This window comes from Porticoccaceae bacterium LTM1 (genome assembly GCA_030252795.1).
Lineage (GTDB): Bacteria > Pseudomonadota > Gammaproteobacteria > Pseudomonadales > Porticoccaceae > SCSIO-12696.
Map to the genome: position 1 here is coordinate 1094203 of CP127080.1, position 21691 is coordinate 1115893.

General features: G+C 50.6%; 25 protein-coding genes. 19 read left to right on the forward strand and 6 right to left on the reverse strand.

The genetic code is table 11. The annotated features are described in order from the left end of the window. Positions 1 to 12 precede the first annotated feature (12 nt). From QP938_04780 to QP938_04790, 3 genes are read right to left on the reverse strand one after another with little or no spacing between them, the layout of a single operon-like run. Positions 13 to 1020 (reverse strand): cytochrome d ubiquinol oxidase subunit II, encoded by a 1008-nt coding sequence (locus QP938_04780; GenBank protein WIO75226.1) that lies wholly within the window; start codon positions 1018 to 1020, stop codon positions 13 to 15. Beyond that, complete coding sequence (locus QP938_04785; GenBank protein ID WIO75227.1) at positions 1017 to 2450, reverse strand: cytochrome ubiquinol oxidase subunit I; 1434 nt, start codon at positions 2448 to 2450, stop codon at positions 1017 to 1019. The genes QP938_04780 and QP938_04785 overlap by 4 nt, the downstream gene beginning before the upstream one ends. Beyond that, the gene (locus tag QP938_04790) at positions 2450 to 3010 is read right to left on the reverse strand and encodes a GbsR/MarR family transcriptional regulator (protein WIO75228.1); all 561 of its coding nucleotides are present in this window, start codon (positions 3008 to 3010) and stop codon (positions 2450 to 2452) included. The genes QP938_04785 and QP938_04790 overlap by 1 nt, the downstream gene beginning before the upstream one ends. 453 nt (positions 3011 to 3463) lie before the next feature. On the opposite strand from QP938_04790, the gene QP938_04795 reads away from it, so the two are divergent. Beyond that, a complete protein-coding gene (locus QP938_04795; protein WIO75229.1) occupies positions 3464 to 4960 on the forward strand; it encodes an adenylate/guanylate cyclase domain-containing protein in 1497 nt (498 codons plus the stop codon). Further along, on the forward strand, positions 4957 to 6009 hold the full coding sequence (locus QP938_04800) for a hypothetical protein (protein ID WIO75230.1): 1053 nt from the start codon (positions 4957 to 4959) through the stop codon (positions 6007 to 6009). Before QP938_04795 ends, QP938_04800 begins: the two co-directional genes overlap by 4 nt. 73 nt (positions 6010 to 6082) lie before the next feature. Here the strand turns inward: QP938_04800 and QP938_04805 are convergent, their stop codons facing one another. Next, positions 6083 to 6592, reverse strand: coding sequence for a rhodanese-like domain-containing protein (locus QP938_04805; protein WIO75231.1), 510 nt, complete (start codon positions 6590 to 6592; stop codon positions 6083 to 6085). A 97-nt stretch (positions 6593 to 6689) separates the two neighbouring features. Here QP938_04805 and QP938_04810 point away from each other — a divergent pair, with 97 nt between their 5' ends. Next, positions 6690 to 6998, forward strand: a complete 309-nt coding sequence (locus QP938_04810) for a metalloregulator ArsR/SmtB family transcription factor (GenBank protein WIO75232.1) — start codon at positions 6690 to 6692, stop codon at positions 6996 to 6998. A gap of 10 nt (positions 6999 to 7008) precedes the next feature. On the opposite strand, the gene QP938_04815 is transcribed toward QP938_04810, so the two are convergent. After that, a complete protein-coding gene (locus QP938_04815) occupies positions 7009 to 7584 on the reverse strand; it encodes an NUDIX hydrolase (GenBank protein ID WIO75233.1) in 576 nt (191 codons plus the stop codon). A 62-nt stretch (positions 7585 to 7646) separates the two neighbouring features. Between QP938_04815 and QP938_04820 the strand changes: the two genes are divergently transcribed. Then, complete coding sequence (locus QP938_04820) at positions 7647 to 8255, forward strand: CoA pyrophosphatase (GenBank protein WIO75234.1); 609 nt, start codon at positions 7647 to 7649, stop codon at positions 8253 to 8255. Between the two features lie 18 nt (positions 8256 to 8273). Further along, positions 8274 to 8465 carry a DUF1289 domain-containing protein gene (locus QP938_04825; GenBank protein ID WIO75235.1) on the forward strand — a complete coding sequence of 64 codons (192 nt, stop codon included), beginning with the start codon at positions 8274 to 8276 and terminating at the stop codon, positions 8463 to 8465. A 74-nt stretch (positions 8466 to 8539) separates the two neighbouring features. Here QP938_04825 and QP938_04830 read toward each other — a convergent pair whose 3' ends face one another. Then, entirely contained in the window at positions 8540 to 9343 is an 804-nt protein-coding gene (locus QP938_04830) for an inositol monophosphatase family protein (GenBank protein ID WIO75236.1), read from the reverse strand. Positions 9344 to 9527: 184 nt separating this feature from the next. Here QP938_04830 and trmJ point away from each other — a divergent pair, with 184 nt between their 5' ends. From trmJ to QP938_04900, 14 genes are all read left to right on the forward strand, one after another. After that, positions 9528 to 10301: a tRNA (cytosine(32)/uridine(32)-2'-O)-methyltransferase TrmJ gene (trmJ, locus tag QP938_04835; GenBank protein WIO75237.1), complete on the forward strand. Its 774-nt coding sequence runs from the start codon at positions 9528 to 9530 to the stop codon at positions 10299 to 10301. Positions 10302 to 10406: 105 nt separating this feature from the next. Then, positions 10407 to 10898, forward strand: a complete 492-nt coding sequence (gene iscR / locus QP938_04840) for a Fe-S cluster assembly transcriptional regulator IscR (protein ID WIO75238.1) — start codon at positions 10407 to 10409, stop codon at positions 10896 to 10898. Positions 10899 to 10917: 19 nt separating this feature from the next. Next, positions 10918 to 12132: an IscS subfamily cysteine desulfurase gene (locus QP938_04845; protein ID WIO75239.1), complete on the forward strand. Its 1215-nt coding sequence runs from the start codon at positions 10918 to 10920 to the stop codon at positions 12130 to 12132. Positions 12133 to 12175: 43 nt separating this feature from the next. Then, the gene (iscU, locus tag QP938_04850) at positions 12176 to 12568 is read left to right on the forward strand and encodes a Fe-S cluster assembly scaffold IscU (GenBank protein WIO75240.1); all 393 of its coding nucleotides are present in this window, start codon (positions 12176 to 12178) and stop codon (positions 12566 to 12568) included. 21 nt (positions 12569 to 12589) lie between these two features. Continuing rightward, positions 12590 to 12913, forward strand: coding sequence for an iron-sulfur cluster assembly protein IscA (iscA, locus tag QP938_04855; GenBank protein ID WIO75241.1), 324 nt, complete (start codon positions 12590 to 12592; stop codon positions 12911 to 12913). A gap of 32 nt (positions 12914 to 12945) precedes the next feature. Beyond that, positions 12946 to 13545 carry a Fe-S protein assembly co-chaperone HscB gene (gene hscB, locus QP938_04860; protein WIO75242.1) on the forward strand — a complete coding sequence of 200 codons (600 nt, stop codon included), beginning with the start codon at positions 12946 to 12948 and terminating at the stop codon, positions 13543 to 13545. A gap of 34 nt (positions 13546 to 13579) precedes the next feature. Beyond that, positions 13580 to 15433 (forward strand): Fe-S protein assembly chaperone HscA, encoded by a 1854-nt coding sequence (gene hscA, locus QP938_04865; GenBank protein ID WIO75243.1) that lies wholly within the window; start codon positions 13580 to 13582, stop codon positions 15431 to 15433. A gap of 21 nt (positions 15434 to 15454) precedes the next feature. Further along, positions 15455 to 15793 (forward strand): ISC system 2Fe-2S type ferredoxin, encoded by a 339-nt coding sequence (gene fdx / locus QP938_04870; GenBank protein WIO75244.1) that lies wholly within the window; start codon positions 15455 to 15457, stop codon positions 15791 to 15793. Between the two features lie 51 nt (positions 15794 to 15844). Next, a complete protein-coding gene (iscX, locus tag QP938_04875) occupies positions 15845 to 16039 on the forward strand; it encodes a Fe-S cluster assembly protein IscX (GenBank protein WIO75245.1) in 195 nt (64 codons plus the stop codon). A 118-nt stretch (positions 16040 to 16157) separates the two neighbouring features. Continuing rightward, entirely contained in the window at positions 16158 to 18059 is a 1902-nt protein-coding gene (locus tag QP938_04880) for a bifunctional diguanylate cyclase/phosphodiesterase (protein WIO75246.1), read from the forward strand. A 198-nt stretch (positions 18060 to 18257) separates the two neighbouring features. Then, on the forward strand, positions 18258 to 18683 hold the full coding sequence (gene ndk, locus QP938_04885; protein WIO75247.1) for a nucleoside-diphosphate kinase: 426 nt from the start codon (positions 18258 to 18260) through the stop codon (positions 18681 to 18683). Between the two features lie 23 nt (positions 18684 to 18706). Continuing rightward, entirely contained in the window at positions 18707 to 19900 is a 1194-nt protein-coding gene (rlmN, locus tag QP938_04890) for a 23S rRNA (adenine(2503)-C(2))-methyltransferase RlmN (protein ID WIO75248.1), read from the forward strand. 164 nt (positions 19901 to 20064) lie between these two features. After that, positions 20065 to 20847, forward strand: coding sequence for a type IV pilus biogenesis/stability protein PilW (gene pilW, locus QP938_04895; GenBank protein WIO75249.1), 783 nt, complete (start codon positions 20065 to 20067; stop codon positions 20845 to 20847). A 53-nt stretch (positions 20848 to 20900) separates the two neighbouring features. Beyond that, on the forward strand, positions 20901 to 21668 hold the full coding sequence (locus QP938_04900) for a DUF4115 domain-containing protein (protein ID WIO75250.1): 768 nt from the start codon (positions 20901 to 20903) through the stop codon (positions 21666 to 21668). Positions 21669 to 21691 lie beyond the last annotated feature (23 nt).

Consider the following 21691-nt stretch of genomic DNA (forward strand, 5'->3'; position numbering starts at 1 on the left):
TTTTGAGGAAATTTAGTAGCACAGCTTCTGTGCCTTGCCCCAGAATACCCGATAGGAATAAATCGTATAACCAATAATCGCTGGCACAGTAATGGCCACACCCACCAGCATAAACTTCAGTGATGCGGTTGCGCTTGCGGCATCCCAGATGGTTAATTGCTCTGGCACAATAAACGGATAAAAGCTGTACGCTAAACCGTGAAAACTGAGCAGGAAGATGAACACCGCACCGGCAAACGGGACCCAGCAGTATTTATTGGGAATGCGCGGAAATTTTTTCAAAAAACGGTCGATGGCGATGACCAGGAAAAATGTCATCAGCGGAATCGGCGCCAACAAAATGATGTTGGGAATCGATAGCCATTTTTCAAAGATGCGTTCACTCACCAGTGGATTGACAATGCAGACTGCCAAAATACCCGCAGCCATAAACCACAAACTCCGACGTGCCCACTTGGCGGCTCTGCCCTGCAGTTGGCCATCGGTTTTCATAATCAACCAGCAGGCGCCGATAAAATGGTAACCCGCCGTCATGCAGATGGCGCTGATCCAGGCAAAGATTATTGCACCAGTGCTGTCTGCAAAACCGTGCACATAACGGCCGAACATATAGCCCTGTGCCAAAGTGGCCATTAGTGAACCGATGCGAAAGGCGTGATCCCACATGCGCTTGTGGGTGACCATCGCCTTGGCGCGAAAGTCAAACGATACACCACGTAAAATCAGTCCGGCCAGCAGTGCCGCTGTTGGTAAATAGAGTTCACCGAGAATAATCCCGTGAGCTTTGGGAAAGGCCACCAGCAAAATGCCGACAGCCAGTACCAGCCAGGTTTCATTGGCATCCCAGAAAGGACCGATGGAGGCGATCATACGATCCCGTTGTGCATCGTTCTCGCCGCGTTTGCTGAACGGCAAAAGAATACCAACCCCAAGGTCATAGCCATCGAGGATGGCATATATCAGCATCGCCAGGGCCATGAGGCCGGCGAAGATCAGCGGATAAATGGTGGCTTCATTCATGCCAATGTACCTTTATGCAGAGTATCTTCGGATAGGGTTCTTTCGGAATCGACAGGTTGATTTTCCTGACCTGCTTTTCTGGCCAGTAAAAACAGTGTGCTGATATAGGCAGTAAGCAGCACCACATAGAGAGAAAAATACATAGACAGAGTCAAGCCTAGATTGGCTGCCGGTACCGGCGCAGCCGCGTCTGCGGTTGTTAATATTCCACGAACAAGCCAGGGTTGCCGGCCAATTTCAGTGACATACCAGCCCGCCAGGGTGGCGATCCAGCCGGTAAATGTCATACCCACGAGAGTGCGCATCAACCATTGGGGTAGGGGGCGGTGATTTCGGCCCAGCCAGCTAGAGAGCCAGGAAACTGCCAGCATTAAGAGACCGATGCCGACCATGATTCGAAATCCCCAAAATAGTGGAGCTACAGGAGGGTGGGATTCAAAATCATTTAATCCGGTGATTTCACCATTTTTATCGTGCGTCAAAATCAGGCTGGCAAGATCGGGTGCACCCAGAGCCAGATCATTTTTTCTTTCCTGCTCATTGGGTAGCGCAAATAACAGTAGCGGGACATTCGTCTCTGTTTCCCACACTGCTTCGATGGCGGCAATTTTTTCAGGCTGGTGTTTAAAAGTATTCAAGCCGTGCAAATCGCCCATAAAAATCTGAATGGGAATAAGTAGTGCGGCGAGAATCGTCCCTGTACGAAAAGCCAGATGGACAGAGCGTTGTCGATCACCGCGAAGAAGTCGATAAGCAGAAATTCCCGCGACCAGAAAAGCACCAGTCAAACCACAGGCCAGTAACATGTGAGTCAGCCGGTAGGGCATTGAAGGGTTAAATATAATCTCCCACCAGTTCAACGGATGGGCGATACCATCAATCATTTCATGCCCGGCAGGGGTATGCATCCAGGAGTTCAGCGACAAGATCCAGAATGCTGACAGTGTGGTACCCACCGCAACGAGCCAGGTAGCAATGGTGTGGGTGCGCTCGGAGACTCGTCCCATGCCAAACAGCATAATGCCCAAAAATGTGGCCTCCATGAAAAATGCAGTCAGCACCTCATAGGCCAGTAGCGGTCCGGCAATATTGCCCACGGTTTCCATAAAACCAGGCCAGTTGGTTCCGAACTGGAATGACATAGTGATGCCGCTGACTACGCCCAATGCAAACGTCAGTGCAAATATCTTTACCCAAAATTTGTAGGCATCCATCCAGCTGGAGTCACCGGTTTTGCGAAAGCGAAGTTTGAAAAACAGCAGGATCCAGCACAGGGAGATGGAGATGGTTGGGAATAGAATGTGGAAAGAGATGTTGGCGGCAAACTGGATTCGGGCGAGCGTAACAACGGATTCTGCGGCTGAGCCTGCATCGGGAGGCAGGCTGCTGGCGGCCACTGTTGCAAGTGATAGCAGGGAGGTATTCAACATCAGTTTTGCCCTCCACCGGATTTGCCTTTCAGCTTGTCAGTCATATCCAGAACCTTGCTGACTCCGGCACCCAGCTTCATCAATTGTGAAAGTCGATCTGAGCTGAGGCGCTGCATATCATTGCTCCAGCCGGTGAGCAGTTCGATCATGGTGTGCATTTCGTTGATACGCTGGTGAGCGTAATGCTCGGATTCATTGACAGGGTTTTTCATCAGTAAATTGCGCAGCATGGAAAGGGTGGGGTCAATCTCGCGCTTGCGTCGTTCTTCAATCAGTGTTCGGGCAATCTCCCAGATGTCATCCGGAGTGCCGTAGTAATCCTTGCGGTCACCGGGAATACTGTGCAGGCGCAACAGGTTCCACGACTGCAATTCCTTTAGGCCCATACTCACATTAGAGCGCGAGATACCCAGGCACTCGACAATCTGGTCGGCATTGAGAGGTTGTTCAGAGATCATCAACAGGGCGTAGATCTGGCTTACTGTTCGGTTCATGCCCCAACGGCTGCCCATCTCGCCAAAGTGCATAACGAAGGTTTGAATGGAGTGAGTGAGTTCCATGACGGTATCCTAGTGTTTGAATTTTCAGAAATTACTGAAATTTTAGATTATTGGTTGATGTGGATCAATCCAAATTTCAAACTTCTCAGATACAGCGATCTCCATTGATAAATCATGGTCGTCGCATCTGGTGGTAAGTGGTAATGTACGCATCCGGATTTAGCAGATCAGAGAACGATATCAGTAAATAAATTGGTCAAAATCTTGTGGTAGACTGTAAGCTTAAATCGCTCTAGATCGGTATATTGTTTCGAGAATGTGGGCGGTGTTAGGAAAATAATAACGATAAGCGTGAAATGGAGAAATGATGCAGGAACGATCATTCACGGTTGGCCTTGGATGTCTACCCAGTATCTTATTTGGCACTCAAAGAAAACTGTGCGAAGGTTCTCATTTAGGCTCTTGCAGCATGCCTGAATCGGAAAAACGTAAGCCTACCCAGCCGATAACCTTATGACCGACACGCAAAATACAGCGAATAACGAAACCGACAAGCCGTATCCGGCTCGCAGGCGCCGGATTTCTATTTCCGTAAAACTCGGTGTAAGCATCAGTGTGCTGCTGTTGGTAGGTATGAGTATTCTGGCTTGGGCGGTGTACAGTTATCAGGAGCGACTGATTCGCAGTCAGCTTCAAGACTACAGTGCGGTAATTGTCAGCCAGCTTGCGGCGACAGTGACGGAGCCGCTGTTCACCGACCAAAGCCTTGAATTGGAAGTGTTGCTCAACTTCGCCACTCAAAGTGACCGTATTCTGGGTGCTGCGGTTTACGATCATGATCGCAATCTGGTTGTGAGTGCCGGTGCTACACCGTCTCTATCACTGCTTGATTTTGACCAGTCTGAGCAGCTGATTGATGCATCGCTGTTTGATCCCAGGGAGCTGATAGGTGAACCGAGCTTCAAATATGCTCTAACTCGCCTTAGCCCGGTTACATTCAAGGATGTTACTGCCGGTTATGTGGCGGTAACTCTACCGGCAGACCAAATGAGCACGATTTACAATCAGGCTCTGCAAGCTATTTTAATCATTACATTGTTGCTCTGTGTCTCTATTGTGCCCCTGGCGGTAGTGATGGGTAAGCGTATGTCGCGCCCCATAGAAAGGCTGGTTCAGGCCACTGAGGCGATTGGCAATGGCAATAGTTTTGTTATTGATGACCAGCGCAGTGATGAGATAGGTGAGCTCATTGAAGCCATCAACCAGATGGGCCAGGGCCTGTTGCACAAGTCAGCGGTTGAGGGGCGTTTAGAGTCGTTGCTTTCGAAAGACATTGCTCGCAAGATCATCAATAACATTGATGATGTTGGTGTAGGTGGAGAGCATGTCAGTGCCACAGTTCTCTTTGCTGATATTGTCGGATTTACCAGTCTTTCCGAAACCATGACACCACAACAGGTGAGTGAGTTTCTCAATGAGTTCTTCAATTACCTGAACCGCTGTTGTCGGTTTTACTTCGGCACTATCGATAAATACATTGGCGATTGCATTATGGTGTTGTTTGGAGCGCCAGAGCCTAACGAAAACCAGAAATATAATGCTGTAGCTTGTGCGGTTGTAATGCAGCGTGTATTGGCTGAACTTAATGCTATTCGTGAGAAGGAGGGTAAGTTCCCGGTCCAGTTGCGTATTGGTATCAATAGTGGCGATATGGTAGCTGGAATGATTGGTTCTACAGAGCGAATGGAGTACACCGTGGTTGGTGATGCTGTCAATTTGGCGTCGAGACTCTGCTCGGAAGCGGAAGCAGGTCAAATTGTGATTGAAGAAACTCTGTACAATGAGTTGTCTAAACAGCGCAAGGTTCACGTAGGTGAAAAACGTGAAATCAGAGTGCGTGGTAAGGCGCAAACAATAAATATATATAACGTGGCCGACATAGAATTGCACCAACAGCGGTCGGTAGAGAGTTTGATTGAAGATCTGGTGCATCAACGGAGATCTGCATGAAATATGGATGCTGGTTGTTGACCGCTGCACTTTTGAGCGGTTGCAGCAGTTTTGACTTTAGTTGGCCGGGTAAATCATCCCCTGACCCTGAGTTGTTGGCGGAGTTGGTGCAGGGGCAGCAGTACCGGGCTGCGCTTGATGTGATTGATCAAATTTCTACAAGCTCTCCTGACTACCAGGCTTTCCAGAGTCAACGTGCCGGAATCACCCAAAAAGCCCGAGCTTATGATGCCAGAGTCCTGGATAAGGTTCGGGAATTCCAGGCTCAAAGTAAGTGGCAGGAATTGTATGAGTTATTTGATGAGGCTTTATCTCGCCTCCCTGAAAATAGTGAAACTCATCGGGCTTATGGGGCATTTCAGAGTTATCGTGAAGAATATATCAATGAACAGAAGGAAGAGCTCAACCTTCTTTTAGCAAAAAACCTTTTGGAAGAGGGACAATACCGTCAGCGCATTTATGAGGCTGATAAAGATTCCAGAAGAGCCCGTAAAGATCTTGAGGCGTATAAGGAGCGCCGTGATGAGGCTGCTGAGTTTATCAGTGAGCGCGGCATGGCAGCCTTGGAGCAGGGAGATTACGGAAAGGCGAAGGAATATTTGAAGCTTGCCAATGATCTCAAGTCCAATGAGATGAATCAAAAAGCGTTAAAACAGGTTCGCCAGGAACTTGATGAGCGCTGGTTGAAGCATGTGGGTGAACGCCGGGAAAAACGTCAGCTACGTTACACTGAGTTATTGGGTGAGTTCCAGGATGCCTGGAAAATAAGGGATTACCAAAAAGCCCGGGAATTATTGGCAGAAATGCGAGAAATTGATGAAAGTGCGCCTCAGAATGATGTTCTCAAACACCAGCTTGAGGAGAGTATTCATGTGCAGATCCAGAGTGTGATTGCCAAGGGGCAGGCGGCCTATTCAGCGGGAGAGGTTCAGCAGGCATTGGATATCTGGAGTGAGGCTCTGTCTCTTGCGCCGGAAGATGAAGAGCTGCTTAAGCATATTGAGCGAGCAAAGCGTTTTCTCGGTAAATATCAATCTCTGCAAAAGTAAATAGACATAAGTTCAATTGACACTGACTGAAAGAATAGCGAAAACAGAGCTTGGATCTGTTTTCGCTTTTTTATTAACGCTTGTTCCACGGCATTTTGCTGATCAGCATGCCCATGCCGCAGGTGTCAGTGATGCCGGCAAACACCAGGCCAGCACCGACAAAAGTACTGAGTAGGTAAAAACCGCTGTTTACCATGTATCCCAGCAGGCAACCTAATACCACCAGGCTGCCAGCAGCAATTCGAACTTGACGTTCAAGGGACATGTGCTGCTTGCCAGAACTTGTGCAAGGGATTCCGTTTGCCGCACAACTGTCGGTGCCGCCCTCAATCACAATCAGTTCACCCTCGTAGTTGTCGCAGAGCTTCTCAGCCGCCATGGTAGCGCGCTTTCCAGATTTGCAAAGAAGGTAGATTTTACTGCCGGAAAGCTGTTCAGCCTTCAGGTTGTCCAGGGGCAGGTTGATGGCTCCGGTTACATGCTGGCTTTTGTGTTCTGCCGGGCTTCGTACGTCTACAACGGAGTCTGATTGCCAGTTGACCTCTTGCTGGAACTGTTGGGGAGTAATTTGACGCCATTTCATATGGAGGTAATCCTCAATGTATTGTCTTCAACCTGGATATTTATATAATTGATCAACAATATTAGCAAGTTCTAATTTACTTTTGGTGGATAGCATCATGCAGATGACGTTAAGTGACATGGAGCAAAAGGTCGATCAGGCCAGTGCGGTTATGAAGTTGTTGGCCAATCCGGGCAGGCTGAAGATCCTTTGTTTGCTTTGTGAGTCGCCTCGATCGGTTGGGGAGTTAGTGGATACTGTGGGTCTGAGTCAATCGGCGTTATCCCAGCATTTGACCAAGATGCGTCAGGAAGGGCTTGTTTCGCCTACCCGGCAAGGCCTTGAGCAGATATATAAAATCGACAACCCGGTTGTGCTGAAGTTGCTTAAGGTGCTCTATGAGCATTACTGCCTGCAAGAAAGCTGATTCAGCTGTTTTATTTTTCAGTGTCGTGAGGAGTCCAGTGCCAGTGACCATCGGGTGAGCTGCTGGCGAAGCCGGAATGCAGTGGGAAGTGATTGTTACGGCGATCTTCAAAATATCGTTTCAGGGTAAATTTTACGGCTGTAAATGATAGCTCATTCCAGGGGATCTGATCCTCCTCAAAAAGCTCCACTTCAAGGCTTTCCGGTCCACAGGCAAATGTCGGTTCAATGAGTTCGGCATGGTAGAAGAGGTGAACCTGATTGATTGTGGGAATACTGGTCATTGTGTACAGCTCGCCAATCCTTACATTGGCGTTAGCTTCTTCCCAGCACTCGCGAGCAGCACCTTGCTCAGTGGTCTCGCCGTTTTCCATAAACCCGGCCGGGAGTGTCCAAAATCCGTAGCGCGGTTCTATAGCCCTGCGACAGAGAAGTACGCGCCCTTCGTAAGTTGGCAGGCAGCCGGTGACAATTCTGGGGTTGATGTAGTGAATTGTGTTACAAGCACTGCATACATGACGCTGCCGATCATCGCCTTCAGGAATTTTAAAGTGGACAGGTTGGCCACAGTGACTGCAAAAATTCATCTTAACCTTTACCTTACTGCAGGAATAAAGGCAGTATAACAGTACTGCTGTAGAGAACTGTTATGCTTGATATCATTGTCCAAAATCTGGAATCCTTTCCGGTTAACCCCATAGTGCCCGGGGCTGATCAGCCTCGTCAGGCGGCTGTACTGCTGGCGCTGACTCGTGAGAAGCGGCCAGAGGTTATTTTGATCAGGCGAGCGGATCACCTTAAAGATCATCCGGGGGAGGTGGCATTTCCCGGAGGTATGTGGGAAGAGCAGGATAATAGCCTGCTGGATACAGCGCTGCGGGAAAGCCACGAAGAGATAGCGCTGCATCCCGAGGGGGTAGAGTTAATCGCGACTTTGCCTACAGGGTCGACCCGAATGGGGGTGAAGGTCACGCCCTACGTTGGTGTTATCAATCCGGGCCTGGAATTCAGTCCCGACCCACAGGAGTTGGATTCAGTCTTTTCCGTTCCACTGGATTACCTGTTGAATGAAGACCATTTGACGCGTGATGTATTTCCATTGGCGGGTGAGGAATATTCGCTTCCCTGTTATCATTTCGCCGGCTACCGGATCTGGGGGTTTACTCTGGGTGTTCTGGTGGACTTTTTGAATCGGTCTTGCGGGGCGTCGATACAGTTGCAATATCCGCCCATCAAGACCCGAATTAACCGCAGTTAACTGTTGTAGAAAGATTTTATGAGTGACATTGAAAAGCCAATACCATCGCCGTGTATATCAGTTTGTGCCCTTGACGATGAGGATGTCTGTATGGGCTGTTTTCGTACTGCGGATGAGATTCGGGAGTGGTCTGTGCTGGATAATCCTGGTCGCAAGAAGGTGCTGAAGGAGAGTATGCTGCGCTCGCGTAAGGCCAATCCATTTGCCTGAGGCGTAAAAGCACTTCAATAAAAAACGGGATGACCTGCAAAGATCATCCCGTTTTCGTTTCAGGCTGTAACCGGTTACTTCACATGCCCCAAATGCTTGCCAACCACTTTCAGGGTCGGCTTCAGCAGACGTGGGCTGGCAGCAACCACGTGGCCGCTTTCCATGTAGTTCTCACCGCCCTGGAAGTCACACACAAGGCCACCGGCTTCTTTGATCAGCAGCACGCCTGCGGCGATGTCCCAAGGCTTCAGGTGCATTTCCCAGAAGCAATCAAAGCGACCGGCTGCGAGGTAGGCGAGGTCCAGTGAGGCAACACCGATGCGACGAATGCCGGAAGAATTTTTAGCCATATCGTGCATGCAGGCCAGGTAGTTGCTCATCTCGCTGAATGACGGATCGCTGAACGGAATGCCGGTGGCGATCAGGGCGCCGGCCATTTCGGTGCGACCGGTAACGCGAATGCGACGGCCATTCAGTTGTGCGCCGCGGCCGCGGCTGGCAGTGAATTCTTCGTTTTTGAACGGATCGTAAACCACGGCGTGCTCAAGGCGACCATTAATGGTACAGGCGATTGAAACCGCACAGTGGGGAATGCCGCGAATGAAGTTGGTGGTGCCGTCGAGTGGATCGATAATCCAGACAGTATTGCTATCGGGATTGCCAGTCTCTCCGCTCTCCTCGCTGATAAAGCGATGATCCGGATAGGCTTTGCGAAGATGGAACAGAATCTCGCGCTCGGCGGCCTGGTCAATTTCGGTAACAAAGTCGTTATGACCTTTCTGGTCGACTTTTACTTTGTCCAGCTGTTCAGTGGCGCGCACGATGAGCTCGCCAGCCTTGCGCGCTGCGCGCAGGGCAATATTAACCGTGGGTTCCATGGGTATCCCGTAGATAGCAATGTTAAAGAAGAAAAAGAGCGTGGAACGCTTTGGGGTAAGTCCCCGGTTCCTGAGGCGCGCGATTCTAGCAAAATCGATACCGATGCTCCAGCTTTTCTACGGAGTATGTTATCTGGGGGTGGTGAGTGGTAGAATCCGCGCGTTTTTTGATTCGAGCAGCCCGATGACCGATATCCTCAAGAAAATCCGTGTAGTGTTAGTTAACACCACCCACCCCGGAAATATCGGCGGTGTGGCCCGTGCCATGAAGAACATGGGCCTGGAGAAGCTCTACCTGGTTGACCCCAAAGAGTACCCATCGCCGCGTGCATTGCAACGGGCTGCCCACGCCCTGGATGTGCTCGATAATGCAGTGATTGTTGATACTCTTGAAGAGGCTGTTGCTGGATGTGGCATGGTGGTGGGAACCAGTGCCCGTTCCCGTGGTATTCCCTGGCCGATGCTCAACCCGCGCGAGTGTGGCCGACAAGCTGCAAGTGAAGCAAGCGTGCACGAAGTGGCACTGGTTTTTGGTCGTGAAGATCGCGGACTGACCAATGAAGAGCTGCAGCGATGTACCTATCACGTTCATATCCCGACTAACCCTGATTACAGTTCCCTCAATTTGGCGGCAGCGGTGCAGGTGTTGACCTACGAAGCTCGTATGGCGGCGCTGGAAGCAGAAGAGGGTGGTCTGCCGGACCTGAATGATTGGGATATTCCTCCCGCCAAGCACGACGCTTTGGAGCGCTATTACGAGCATCTGGAGCAGGCATTGGTGGATATTGATTTTCACAATCGCGATAACCCGCGCCAGACCATGGCCAGGTTGCGTCGATTGTTTGGGCGTATTCGTCTCGACGAGATGGAGTTGGCGATTTTGCGCGGTATGTTGACGTCGATTCAGCGGGCAGCAAGGCAACTGAATGACCTGATTGACCAGAAAGGTGATAAGTAATTCTAGGTTGATGGTTAATTCCTACTGTTTCAGTGTGTTATTTACTTGACTAAAAAGGTAGGTTTTTTCCATAATGGAGGTCTGTTCAAAAAGAGTTGCGATGCCATGCGTTTGACAACCCGAGGAAGATACGCCGTAACCGCCATGCTTGACTTGGCGCTCCACGGCCAGGAAGGACCGATCAGTCTGGCGGACATTTCCCGCCGGCAGGGTATTTCGCTGTCCTATCTGGAGCAGCTGTTTGCCAAGCTGCGTCAGAATGGCCTGGTGTGCAGTGTGCGCGGACCAGGTGGCGGATACCGATTGAGTCGTCCGGACTCGGAGATCGACGTTGCGGTAATTATTGATGCCGTAAATGAATCAGTTGATGCCACCAACTGTTCCGGTGGCGGCAATTGCCAAGAAGGCGAGATCTGTCTTACCCACAATTTGTGGCAGGATCTCAGTGACCAGATTTACCAGTTTCTCAGTGGCATCAGCTTGGCCGACCTGACTTCCAGAGCTGAGGTGCAGACTATCTGTCAGCGCCAGGATCAGGAAGCGGCCAAAATTTCGCCTGAAGGCGACCGAATCCCTGCTACTGAAGCATCAGCATAAGATGTGGAGTGATGAGTTGATGAAATTACCTATTTACTTTGACAATGCCGCCACCACCCCGGTGGATCCGCGTGTTGCCGCCAAAATGGCCGAGTGCTTGACCACTGAGGGTGTGTACGGCAACCCGGCTTCCCGTTCCCACGCTTTTGGCTGGCAGGCGGAAGAGCTGGTTGAAGATGCTCGTCGTCAGGTTGCTGACCTGATCAATGCCGATCCGCGCGAGATTGTCTGGACTTCCGGTGCTACCGAATCCGACAACTTGGCCATCAAGGGGTGTGCCCAGTTCAACCAGAGACGCGGCAAGCACATCATTACTTCGAAAATTGAGCACAAAGCGGTTCTGGACACCTGCCGTCAGCTGGAGCGTGAAGGCTATGAGGTGACTTACCTGGAGCCAAACGCCGAAGGCATTATCGAGCCGCAGGTTGTTGCCGATGCGATCCGTGAAGACACCACTGTTGTGTCACTGATGCATGTAAATAACGAAGTGGGTTCTGTTAACGATATCGCTGCTATCGGCGAAATCTGCCGTGAGCGCAAAGTCTTTTTCCATGTGGATGCGGCCCAGAGTGCTGGCAAGCTGCCGATCGATATGGAGACCATGAAGGTCGACATGATGTCGTTCTCTGCACACAAGATTTACGGCCCGAAAGGCATGGGTGCACTGTATGTTCGCCGCAAGCCTCGTGTTCGTATCGAAGCACAAATGCACGGCGGTGGTCACGAGCGCGGCATGCGTTCCGGTACCCTGGCAACCCACCAGATTGTTGGCATGGGTGAAGCCTTCCGAATCGCCAAAGAAGAGATGGCCGAAGAAGTAATTCGTATCAATGCGCTGAGAGATCGCCTTTGGAATGGTCTAAAGGATATCGAAGAGGTGCATTTGAACGGTTCTGCCGAGCACCATGTTCCCGGTATTTTGAACGTGAGTTTTAACTATGTTGAGGGTGAGTCGCTGATTATGGCGCTCAAGGATCTGGCAATTTCGTCTGGTTCTGCCTGTACCTCTGCCAGTCTTGAACCTTCCTACGTGCTGCGTGCACTGGGTCTGAATGATGAGTTGGCACACAGTTCACTGCGCTTCAGCATCGGTCGTTTTACCACCGAGGAAGAAGTGGATTATGCCATCAGTAAAGTGGGTGACGCAGTGTCGAAACTGCGTGAACTTTCCCCGCTTTGGGATATGTATAAAGACGGCGTCGACCTCAATCAGGTCGTGTGGACCGCACACTAATCAGTAATGATGTTGAACGAAATCGGCATCGGGAGAATTTGAAATGGCATACAGCGAAAAAGTTCTGGATCACTACGAAAACCCGCGCAACGTCGGCAAGATGGATGAAAAATCTTCCAATGTTGGCACAGGCATGGTGGGTGCGCCTGCTTGTGGTGACGTAATGCGTCTGCAAATTCAGGTGAACGAAGATGGGGTTATCGAAGACGCCAAATTCAAAACCTACGGTTGCGGTTCTGCTATTGCTTCCAGCTCCCTGCTCACCGAGTGGGTGAAGGGCAAGACCCTTGAAGAGGCCGGTGCAATTAAAAACACCGAACTGGCCGAAGAGTTGGCCCTGCCACCAGTAAAAATTCACTGCTCGGTACTGGCGGAAGACGCCATTAAGGCAGCGATTAAAGATGTGCGCAGCAAGCGTGGCGAAAGCGCCGAGTAAAACTAAGGAGTTGTGAATACAATGGCAATTACGATGACCCCGGCCGCTGAAGAACATGTGCGTCGTCACCTGGAAAAGCGCGGCAAGGGACTCGGTATTCGATTGGGCGTTCGCACTTCCGGCTGTTCCGGTCTCTCCTATGTGTTGGAGTTTGTTGACGAAGCCGACAGTGCCGATGCCGTAATCGAAGGAGACGGTGTAAAACTGTTTATCGATCCTAAAAGTTTTGCCTACCTGGACGGCACCGAACTGGATTTCGTCAAAGAGGGGTTGAACGAAGGCTTCAAGTTTAATAATCCCAACGTCAAGGATGAGTGTGGTTGTGGAGAGTCATTCCACGTTTAACCATACATCGTTTTGAATACAAGAGAGGTGGATTGGCTAAGGCAAAATCCACCTTTGTTTTATCTGGCGAAGTCCGCAACTTGAACCACTTGGAAATTCACGTGGAATTTACCAATAACTACTTTGAAATATTCGGTATTCCGGAAACATTTTCACCGGATTTGGCGGCACTGTCGGATCGTTACCGCGAATTGCAGAAAGAGTTTCACCCTGACCGATTTGCCGGCAAAGCCGAGCGGGACAGGCTGCTCGCCGTACAGTGGGCGGCTACTATAAATCAGGCATTTGATACCCTGAAATCACCGTTAAAACGAGCTCAATACTTGTTGTCGTTAAAAGATGTCGACAGCAGTGGTGAAAAAACTGTCAGTAATGATCCGGTATTTTTGATGGAGCAGATGGAGTTGCGCGAGGCGTTGGCTGAAGTGCGTGAACAGTCTGACCCATTTGCTGCGCTGGATGGTTTGCGGGATCGCGCCCAGGGTGATTATCGACAGCAACAGGATGATTTTTCACAGCAATTTCAGCAGGAAAATTATTCCGATGCTGAGGCTACCGTGGCGAAAATGCAGTTTCTGGTGAAATTCCTGGCTGAAGTGGAATTGCTGGAAGAGCAGCTGGACGACGAATAGAACAACTGAACGATTTAAAGAAAGGCAGAGTACATTGAGTTTATTGCAGATATCAGAACCGGGCTGCTCCCCAGAACCTCATCAGCGTCGTCATGCGGTAGGTATTGATCTGGGGACCACCAACTCGCTGGTGGCAACCGTCCGCAGCGGCAGTGCCGAAACATTGCCCGACGAGCAGGGGCGCCATATTCTGCCTTCTGCAGTTCGTTACAGTGCAGACGATGTATCTGTTGGTTGGGATGCGCGCACCAATGCCGCTGCTGATTCGCTGAATACCCTGTTGTCTGTAAAGCGTTTTATGGGGCGCGGTGCGAGTGATATTAAGCGCTTCGGTACCGAGTTGCCTTACGAATTTGCCGAGCAGGAAGGCATGGTTCGTTTTATTACCGCGGCGGGGAAAATCAGTCCGGTCCAGGCTTCTGCAGAAATTTTAAAAGAGTTGGCCGCTCGCTCTGAAGCTTCTCTTGATGCGCCCTTGGATGGTGCTGTTATTACCGTTCCTGCCTATTTTGACGACGCCCAGCGTCAAGCCACCAAAGACGCAGCGACGCTTGCCGGTATTAAGGTATTGCGCCTGTTGAATGAGCCAACTGCAGCCGCTGTGGCGTACGGTTTGGATCAAGGTGATGAGGGCGTTATTGCGGTTTACGATCTCGGTGGCGGCACCTTTGATATTTCCATTTTGCGCCTGTCTCGCGGGGTGTTTGAAGTGCTCGCCACGGGCGGTGACTCTGCATTGGGTGGCGATGATTTTGACCACGCACTGGCCGAGTGGATTCGCCAGCAGGCTGGCCTTCCGGAAAGTCTTTCTCCCGCTCAACAGCGTGAGCTTCTGGATGCAGCGCAGGCGGCAAAAGAAAATCTGTCCGATGCTGACTCCACTGAAATTTCCGTAACCGGTTGGCAGGGCGCTGTTACCCGTGAGTATTTCGAGCAATTAATTGAGCCACTGATTCAGCGCACCCTTCGTGCCTGTCGCAAATCGCTGCGCGATGCCGGTATCGATGCATCCGATGTTATCAACGTGGTTATGGTTGGTGGCTCCACGCGTGTGCCGCGAGTGCGCGAAAAAGTCGCCGAGCTGTTTGGCAAAGAGCCGCTTACCAACATCGATCCCGATCGGGTGGTGGCGATTGGTGCTGCACTTCAGGCAGACGTGTTGGTGGGCAATAAGCCCGATGATGAAATGCTGCTGCTGGACGTGATTCCACTCTCGTTGGGGCTTGAAACCATGGGTGGCCTGATGGAAAAAATTATCCATCGCAATACCACCATTCCAGTGGCCAAGGCGCAGGAATTTACTACTTACAAGGATGGCCAGACTGCTATGGCCATTCATGTGTTACAGGGTGAGCGTGAACTGGTTTCCGACAACCGTTCGCTGGCGCGTTTTGAATTGCGCAATATGCCGCCGATGGTGGCTGGTGCTGCGCAGATTCGAGTCACCTTTCAGGTGGACGCGGATGGTCTGTTGAGTGTGACAGCGAAAGAGCTGTCCAGCGGAGTTGAGGCTCATGTTGAAGTGAAGCCGTCCTACGGCTTGTCCGACAATGAAGTTGCCAGCATGTTGCAGGACTCTTTTGAGCACGCTAAAGACGATATGAAAGCCAGGGCTTTACGCGAGCAGCAGGTGGAGGCCGGTCGGTTGATTGAAGACCTGAATGCTGCACTGGCGCAGGATGGTGAAACGCTACTGTCTGAACAAGAGTATCATTGCCTGCAGAAGTCGCTGGATGAGCTGGCTGGTATCGCGAAGGGCGATGACTATCGTGCCATCGCACGGCAAATAGAGGCGGTGTCCAGAGGCAGTGAGGAGTTTGCCGCCCGTCGCATGGACAACAGCATTAAAAAGGCACTTGCCGGTCAAAAACTGGATGACCTTGGCTAGCCGAGTGTTATTGGAGAGAAAATGCCCAAGATTGTATTTATGCCTCACGAGACCATTTGTCCGGAAGGCAAAGTGATTGAAGTTGAATCAGGTGTCAGTGTCTGCGATGCGGCCCTGCAAAATGGTATTCACATCGAGCATGCCTGCGAAAAATCCTGTGCCTGCACTACCTGCCATGTTTGGGTGCGGGAAGGTTTTGAGTCGCTGGAAGAGGCCGATGAACTTGAAGAGGATTACCTGGATAAGGCCTGGGGTGTAGATCCCGATTCCAGACTGAGCTGTCAGGCGCTGGTCGCCGATGAAGATCTCGTGATAGAAATACCCAAATACACTATAAATATGGTGTCTGAAAATCACTAATAACCACTGTCGAGAATAGCGCCAGCGGTGATTACACAGCGGAGCAGTCAGATGAAGTGGAGCGATATTCAGGATATAGCCATCGAGTTGGCGGATACGCATACCGATGTGGATCCGCGCTACGTGAATTTTGTAGACCTGCGCGACTGGATTCTGGCGCTGGATGAATTCGACGATGATCCCGGTCATTGCGGGGAGAAAATACTCGAGGCTATTCAGGCTGCCTGGATCGAGGAAATGGATTAACCCTTTGCGACCCTTGGAATAAGGCGCTATCGGGGTTGTGACAAATGCAGTAAACTGCTGCTAGAATGAGAAGTGAGTCACAATAACAAAGCAATCATAAAAAGAGATTGGGGAAGCCATGAGCTCTAAGTCGGAGCTTCATAGAATCTTGATGGAGAGTTCTCCATACGGTCTCCTATTCTTTGCGTACGGCACCTGTATTGAATCCAACCCCAAAGCGGAAAGACTCCTAAACTGCGAACGCAACCAGCTTCTCGGTACCTGTCTCGACGAAATCTCCGGCGATGAATCAACCCAATTACTTGGACTGAAGCTGCAAATCAAGCGAGCTTTAAAAGAGGATAAGCAACGCCTTATCTGGAGCTGCAGCAGTGAAGATGCCGAAAATCAAAAAATTGAACTTTGCGTAAAACCGATTGATGGTTCCACCTCGGAATGCCTCATTACACTGATGGAGGTGGCGGCGGACTCAGTTGGTAGCAAGCCTGTTTTTGCTGAAGAATCAAATCCAAAGCCGACGCAGGAAGCGCTGGAAGTTCCAGAAAGCGAACCGATTGAATTCCTGGAGTCTGTAGCCTCGGAGGAACAGGAAAACTTACAAGAGAGTTTGTCGGAAGAGAGCATACCAACACTTGAGGAGATCGTTCTGCCGCCTCAATCGGTTGCCACTTCCCGCGAAGTAACCACCAAGAGCAATCAGCTGGATGAAAACTTCTTTGATCCGCTGACCCAGCTTCCCAATCGCCAATATCTCAAGCAGGTGCTGGATCGCTATCTGGCTGGTACTGATCGCTCGGAGCAGATTGGTGCGTTGCTCAAAATTGATCTGGATGAGTTCAAGGATATAAATGATTCCTGGGGCCACAATGCCGGCGATCAGGTAATCAAGCGTATTGCTGCGGTGCTGTCTGACCTGATACTGCCGGATGATATCCTGGTTCGAATGAATGGCGATGAATATGTGCTGTTCAAGCCAGGCGGTTTGGTAAAAGGCCCGGATCAATTGTCACAAACTGCCTGGCAGGCCCAGCAGGTGGCAGAGCAGATCTGTGAAGCGGTGGCGACGCCGATTTTTATTGATGGTCATGAGTTGGTGCTCACCGCCAGTGTTGGCATTGCACTGTTGTCTGATGATGAGTTATCTGCCGAGCGTGCGCTTCAGTTTGCTGATACCGCCATGTATGAGGCAAAACGTCAGGGTCGCAATACGGTAGCGTTCTTTGATCACAGCATTACCGAAAAAGCCAAGCGTCAGGTAGGGCTCAATATTCGTCTGCGCAAGGCGATTGATAACCAGGAGTTTGCGCTCTATATCCAGCCTCAAGTGGATGTAAATTCCGGGCGAGTAATCGGTGGTGAAGTCTTGCTTCGCTGGCTCAATCCTGAGCGCAGTCACAATATGCCTTCGGAATTTATTCCGGTACTGGAGGCCTCCGGCCTGATTGTCCAGGTAGGGCACTGGGTCATTCGCACTGCTTGCGAATACCTGCGCAGTTTTATAGATCAGGGGCTGTGGCAGGAAGGTATGCGTCTGGCGATAAATATCAGCCCAAGGCAATTCCGGGATCCCCAATTGCTGGAAGTGGTCCAGCACAGTATCTCCAGTTACAACATTGATCCACGGTACCTGAACTTCGAAATCACCGAAAACCTGCTTATCGACGATGTCGATCAAGTGATCGAAAAGATGAACGCTATCAAGTCGCTGGGTGCCTGCTTCTCTATTGATGACTTTGGTATTGGCTACTCTTCAATGATCTATCTGAAGCGACTGCCATTTGATCACCTGAAGATCGATCGAGTATTCATTCGCAATATTCCCTTTGACCCGGAAAGCTATGGGGTTGTAGAGGCGATCATGGCGGTATCCCGCCAGTACGGCCTGCATGTCGTGGCGGAAGGGGTGGAGGATGTGGATGCCCTTACTTTACTGAGCAAGGTGGGTTGTGACAGCTATCAGGGTGCGTATTACAGCATGCCTGTTCCCGTGGATCGCTTCCGGGAGCTGCTGGTGGCCTGATTCGGCCTGAAAAGGCCTCCTGTAGCGAAATTTCAGTCAGTGTCGATAGGTCCTGAGCTATTTTGACCAGAATCCTTCTCGTGCTACCAAGCTTTTCTTGTAAGTATCTGTTGTCAAGAGTAAAATTCGCCACCGATTTTGAATGGGGCTGATTTGGCCTCGAATGTGGTTGTTAATTTATTTTGGAGATATGGTCCCATGGCAGTCGAACGCACCCTGTCTATCGTCAAGCCTGATGCAGTAGCCAAAAACGTTATTGGTGAAATCGATGCTCGCTTTGAAAAAGCCGGCTTGAAAATTGTTGCTATGAAAATGGTTCGTCTGACTGACGAGACCGCTGGTGGTTTCTACGCCGAGCACAAAGAGCGTCCTTTCTTCCCGGCTCTGGTTGAATTCATGACTTCTGGCCCGGTAGTTGTACAGGTTCTGGAAGGTGAGAACGCTATCGCTATGAACCGCGAGTTGATGGGTGCTACTAACCCGAAAGAAGCTGCTGCTGGCACCATCCGCGCTGACTTCGCTGAAACCATCGACGCCAACGCTGTACACGGCTCTGACTCTGCCGAGTCTGCTGCTCGCGAAATTGCTTACTTCTTTAACGCTGACGAAATCTGTGAGCGCTAAGGCCTAACGGCCAGGATAATGGTATGACTGATCTGACGGCTAATAACGCCGTAGAGCAATACGATGTCCGCGAGCCCCAGAAGGTAAACCTTCTGGGGCTTTCTGCTGAAAAGCTGGCGGCTTTTTTTGCCTCTATCGACGAAAAACCGTTCCGCGCCACCCAGGTGCTGAAGTGGATTCACCAGCTTGGTGCCGACGATTTCGAGCAGATGACCAATCTGTCCAAGTCGTTGCGAATCAAATTGCAGGAAACCGCTGAAATTCGCCCTCCAGAGGTGGTGAGTCAGCTGGATTCTGCTGATGGAACCCGCAAGTGGCTGATTAAAGTTACTGGTGGCAGCTGCGTGGAAACCGTGTTTATTCCTGATGGTGATCGCGGCACGCTCTGTGTTTCTTCCCAGGTGGGTTGCTCGCTCGACTGCAGCTTCTGCGCAACTGGCAAGCAGGGCTTCAACCGCGATCTGACTGCGGCCGAAATCATTGGCCAGGTGTGGATTGCAGCCAAATCGTTTGGTCAGTTAGAGCCAAAAGCGGAGCGTACGGTCACTAACGTGGTGATGATGGGGATGGGCGAACCGTTGTTGAACTTCGACAACGTGGTAGACGCCATGAACCTGATGCTTAATGACAATGCCTACGGCTTGTCCAAGCGCAGGGTTACCCTGAGCACTTCCGGCGTAGTGCCGGCACTCGATCGTCTCGGTGACGTAACCGATGTGTCGCTGGCAATCTCCCTGCATGCGCCCAATGATGAGTTGCGCAATGAACTGGTACCGATCAACAAGAAATACCCGATTGCCATGTTGCTCGACTCTACAAAGCGCTATCTGGATAAAATGCCCGACACCCACCGCAAGGTGACAGTTGAGTACACTCTGATTGATCATGTTAATGACCGACCCGAGCATGCTCACCAGTTAGCTGAGTTGATGCGGGATGTTCCTTGCAAAATTAACCTGATTCCGTTTAATCCGTTTTCACAATCGGATTATCGCAAGGTAAGTAACAATGCTTTGAACAGGTTCCGCGATATTTTGTATCGTGCGGGTTACACTGTAACAGTGCGTACTACCCGTGGTGATGATATCGACGCTGCATGCGGTCAATTGGCCGGTACAGTGAATGATCGTACCAAGCGAAGTGAACGATATCGAAAACAAGCGGAACAAAAAGCACTTTTAGAGGCCGAACAACCGGTAAAAATATTAAATCAATAGTGTTGCTGCTGGCAGGCTGTTGAAATTTGTATTCGAGGCAGCTACTGCAAGGCAAAAATGGATGAAAAGAGGGCGTTTATTGTAATAAATGACCGATTTGAGTCCATTTTAAACGCCGCAGGAGCAACGCAGATAGAATTTCAACCACCTGCTAAGGAGCTGCTGTGAAAAGGGGATACACTGCTGTGCCAAAAGCCGTCCTGGTGATGACTGTACTGCTGCTGTGCGGCTGTATGGTAACCGAAAGTAGTAATTACCCTAAGCCGGTTGACGAAGATAAGATGCTGACAACCCATATCAATCTTGGGTTGCGCTATGTCAGTCGTGGCAATCGAGAAATGGCTCGCCACCATCTGGATAAAGCACTGGCGATCGACTCACGATCTTCCGGCGCATTAACCGGCTATGCGCTGGTTTACGAGCAAGAGGGCGAGCACGAGCTTGCCGAAGACAATTTCAAAAGGGCTATGTCGGCCGACCCTTCCGATACCCGGGCACGTTTCTATTATGCGGTTTACCTGAACACCCGTGATCGTTTTGTGGAGGCGCGCAAGCATTTTATCCAGGTCACCGAAGACGTGGGGTATCCCCATCGAGCTTTGGCATTCGCCAGCCTTGGCCAGGTGGAAGCCGAAATGGGGAATTCTGATGCGGCTCGCCAGGCTCTGGAAAGAGCATTGCGTATTAACCCTAAATTGCCACAGGTTTACATGGAATTGGCCGAGTTGGAGTACCAGGCGGGTAACTTTAAAACCGCAAATACCAACCTGAAGTACTTCAGTCAATTTTCCAAAGGCCCATCACCACGCAGTCTGTGGTTGGGTATAAGGTTGGAGAGAGAATTTAACAACAAGGATGCAGAAGCCAGCTACGGATTGGCGTTGAAAAACATGTTCCCTGAGTCTGATGAAAACCAGGCTTACCAGGAGTGGCTGAAAACGCGTTAATCCATTTTTAAATTGTGTAGTACAGCTAGACATAAGGCATCAAAGGCATCGTCATGCAAGATAACAATAAACAATCGCGTGAGACCGCTGTAGAAGTAAATAAAGAGCAAATCGAAGGCGAGAGGGCTTCCTCTACCACGCCTGGAATTCTGTTGCGCAAAGCCAGGAGAGATCAGGGCATTTCCGAGGAGGAAGTGTGTGAGCAGCTTGGCCTAGGTGCGCGTGCCTTGCGTGCACTGGAAAGTGATAATCTTGAGCAGTTACCTGCCGATGCCTATGTGCGTGGCTACTTGCGTCGCTACAGTGCACTTTTGGGGATTCCCTGTGAGCCGGTTTTGGATAGTTACCAGCATTATCGTGAAGAAATGTTTGGCAAGGTGGAGCCAGCCCTCTCCGAGCCGGTGCAGTCGATCGGTGTGCCTCTGTCAAAACGGCCTAATTGGGTGAAGCCACTTTTCTGGATCTGTTTGATCCTGTTGCTGGTAGTGGTAGCTTTTTGGGGGCTTCGCGAACTGTCTGGTAATACAGAGGCCAGTGTTGTTCATGAAGACGGGGCCAAAACCCTGGAATCCCAGAAACCACTGCAAAAACTCTCGCTTTCGTTTACCGGGAATACCTGGGTTGAGGTGATTGATGCCCAACAGGATATCCTGCTGGCGGATATGGCTGAAACTGGAGAACTTCGAAATCTGGAAGGTGTAGCTCCGTTTCAGGTCAAGCTCAGTGACGCCAGTGCAGTGAAAATACACTACGCCGGACGCCCAGTTGAGGTAGAATCTGCCTCTCAGGCCCGGGTGGCCCGGGTGGTTATCGGCCATTGACTCTCTAAATAGGTGTCTGGCCG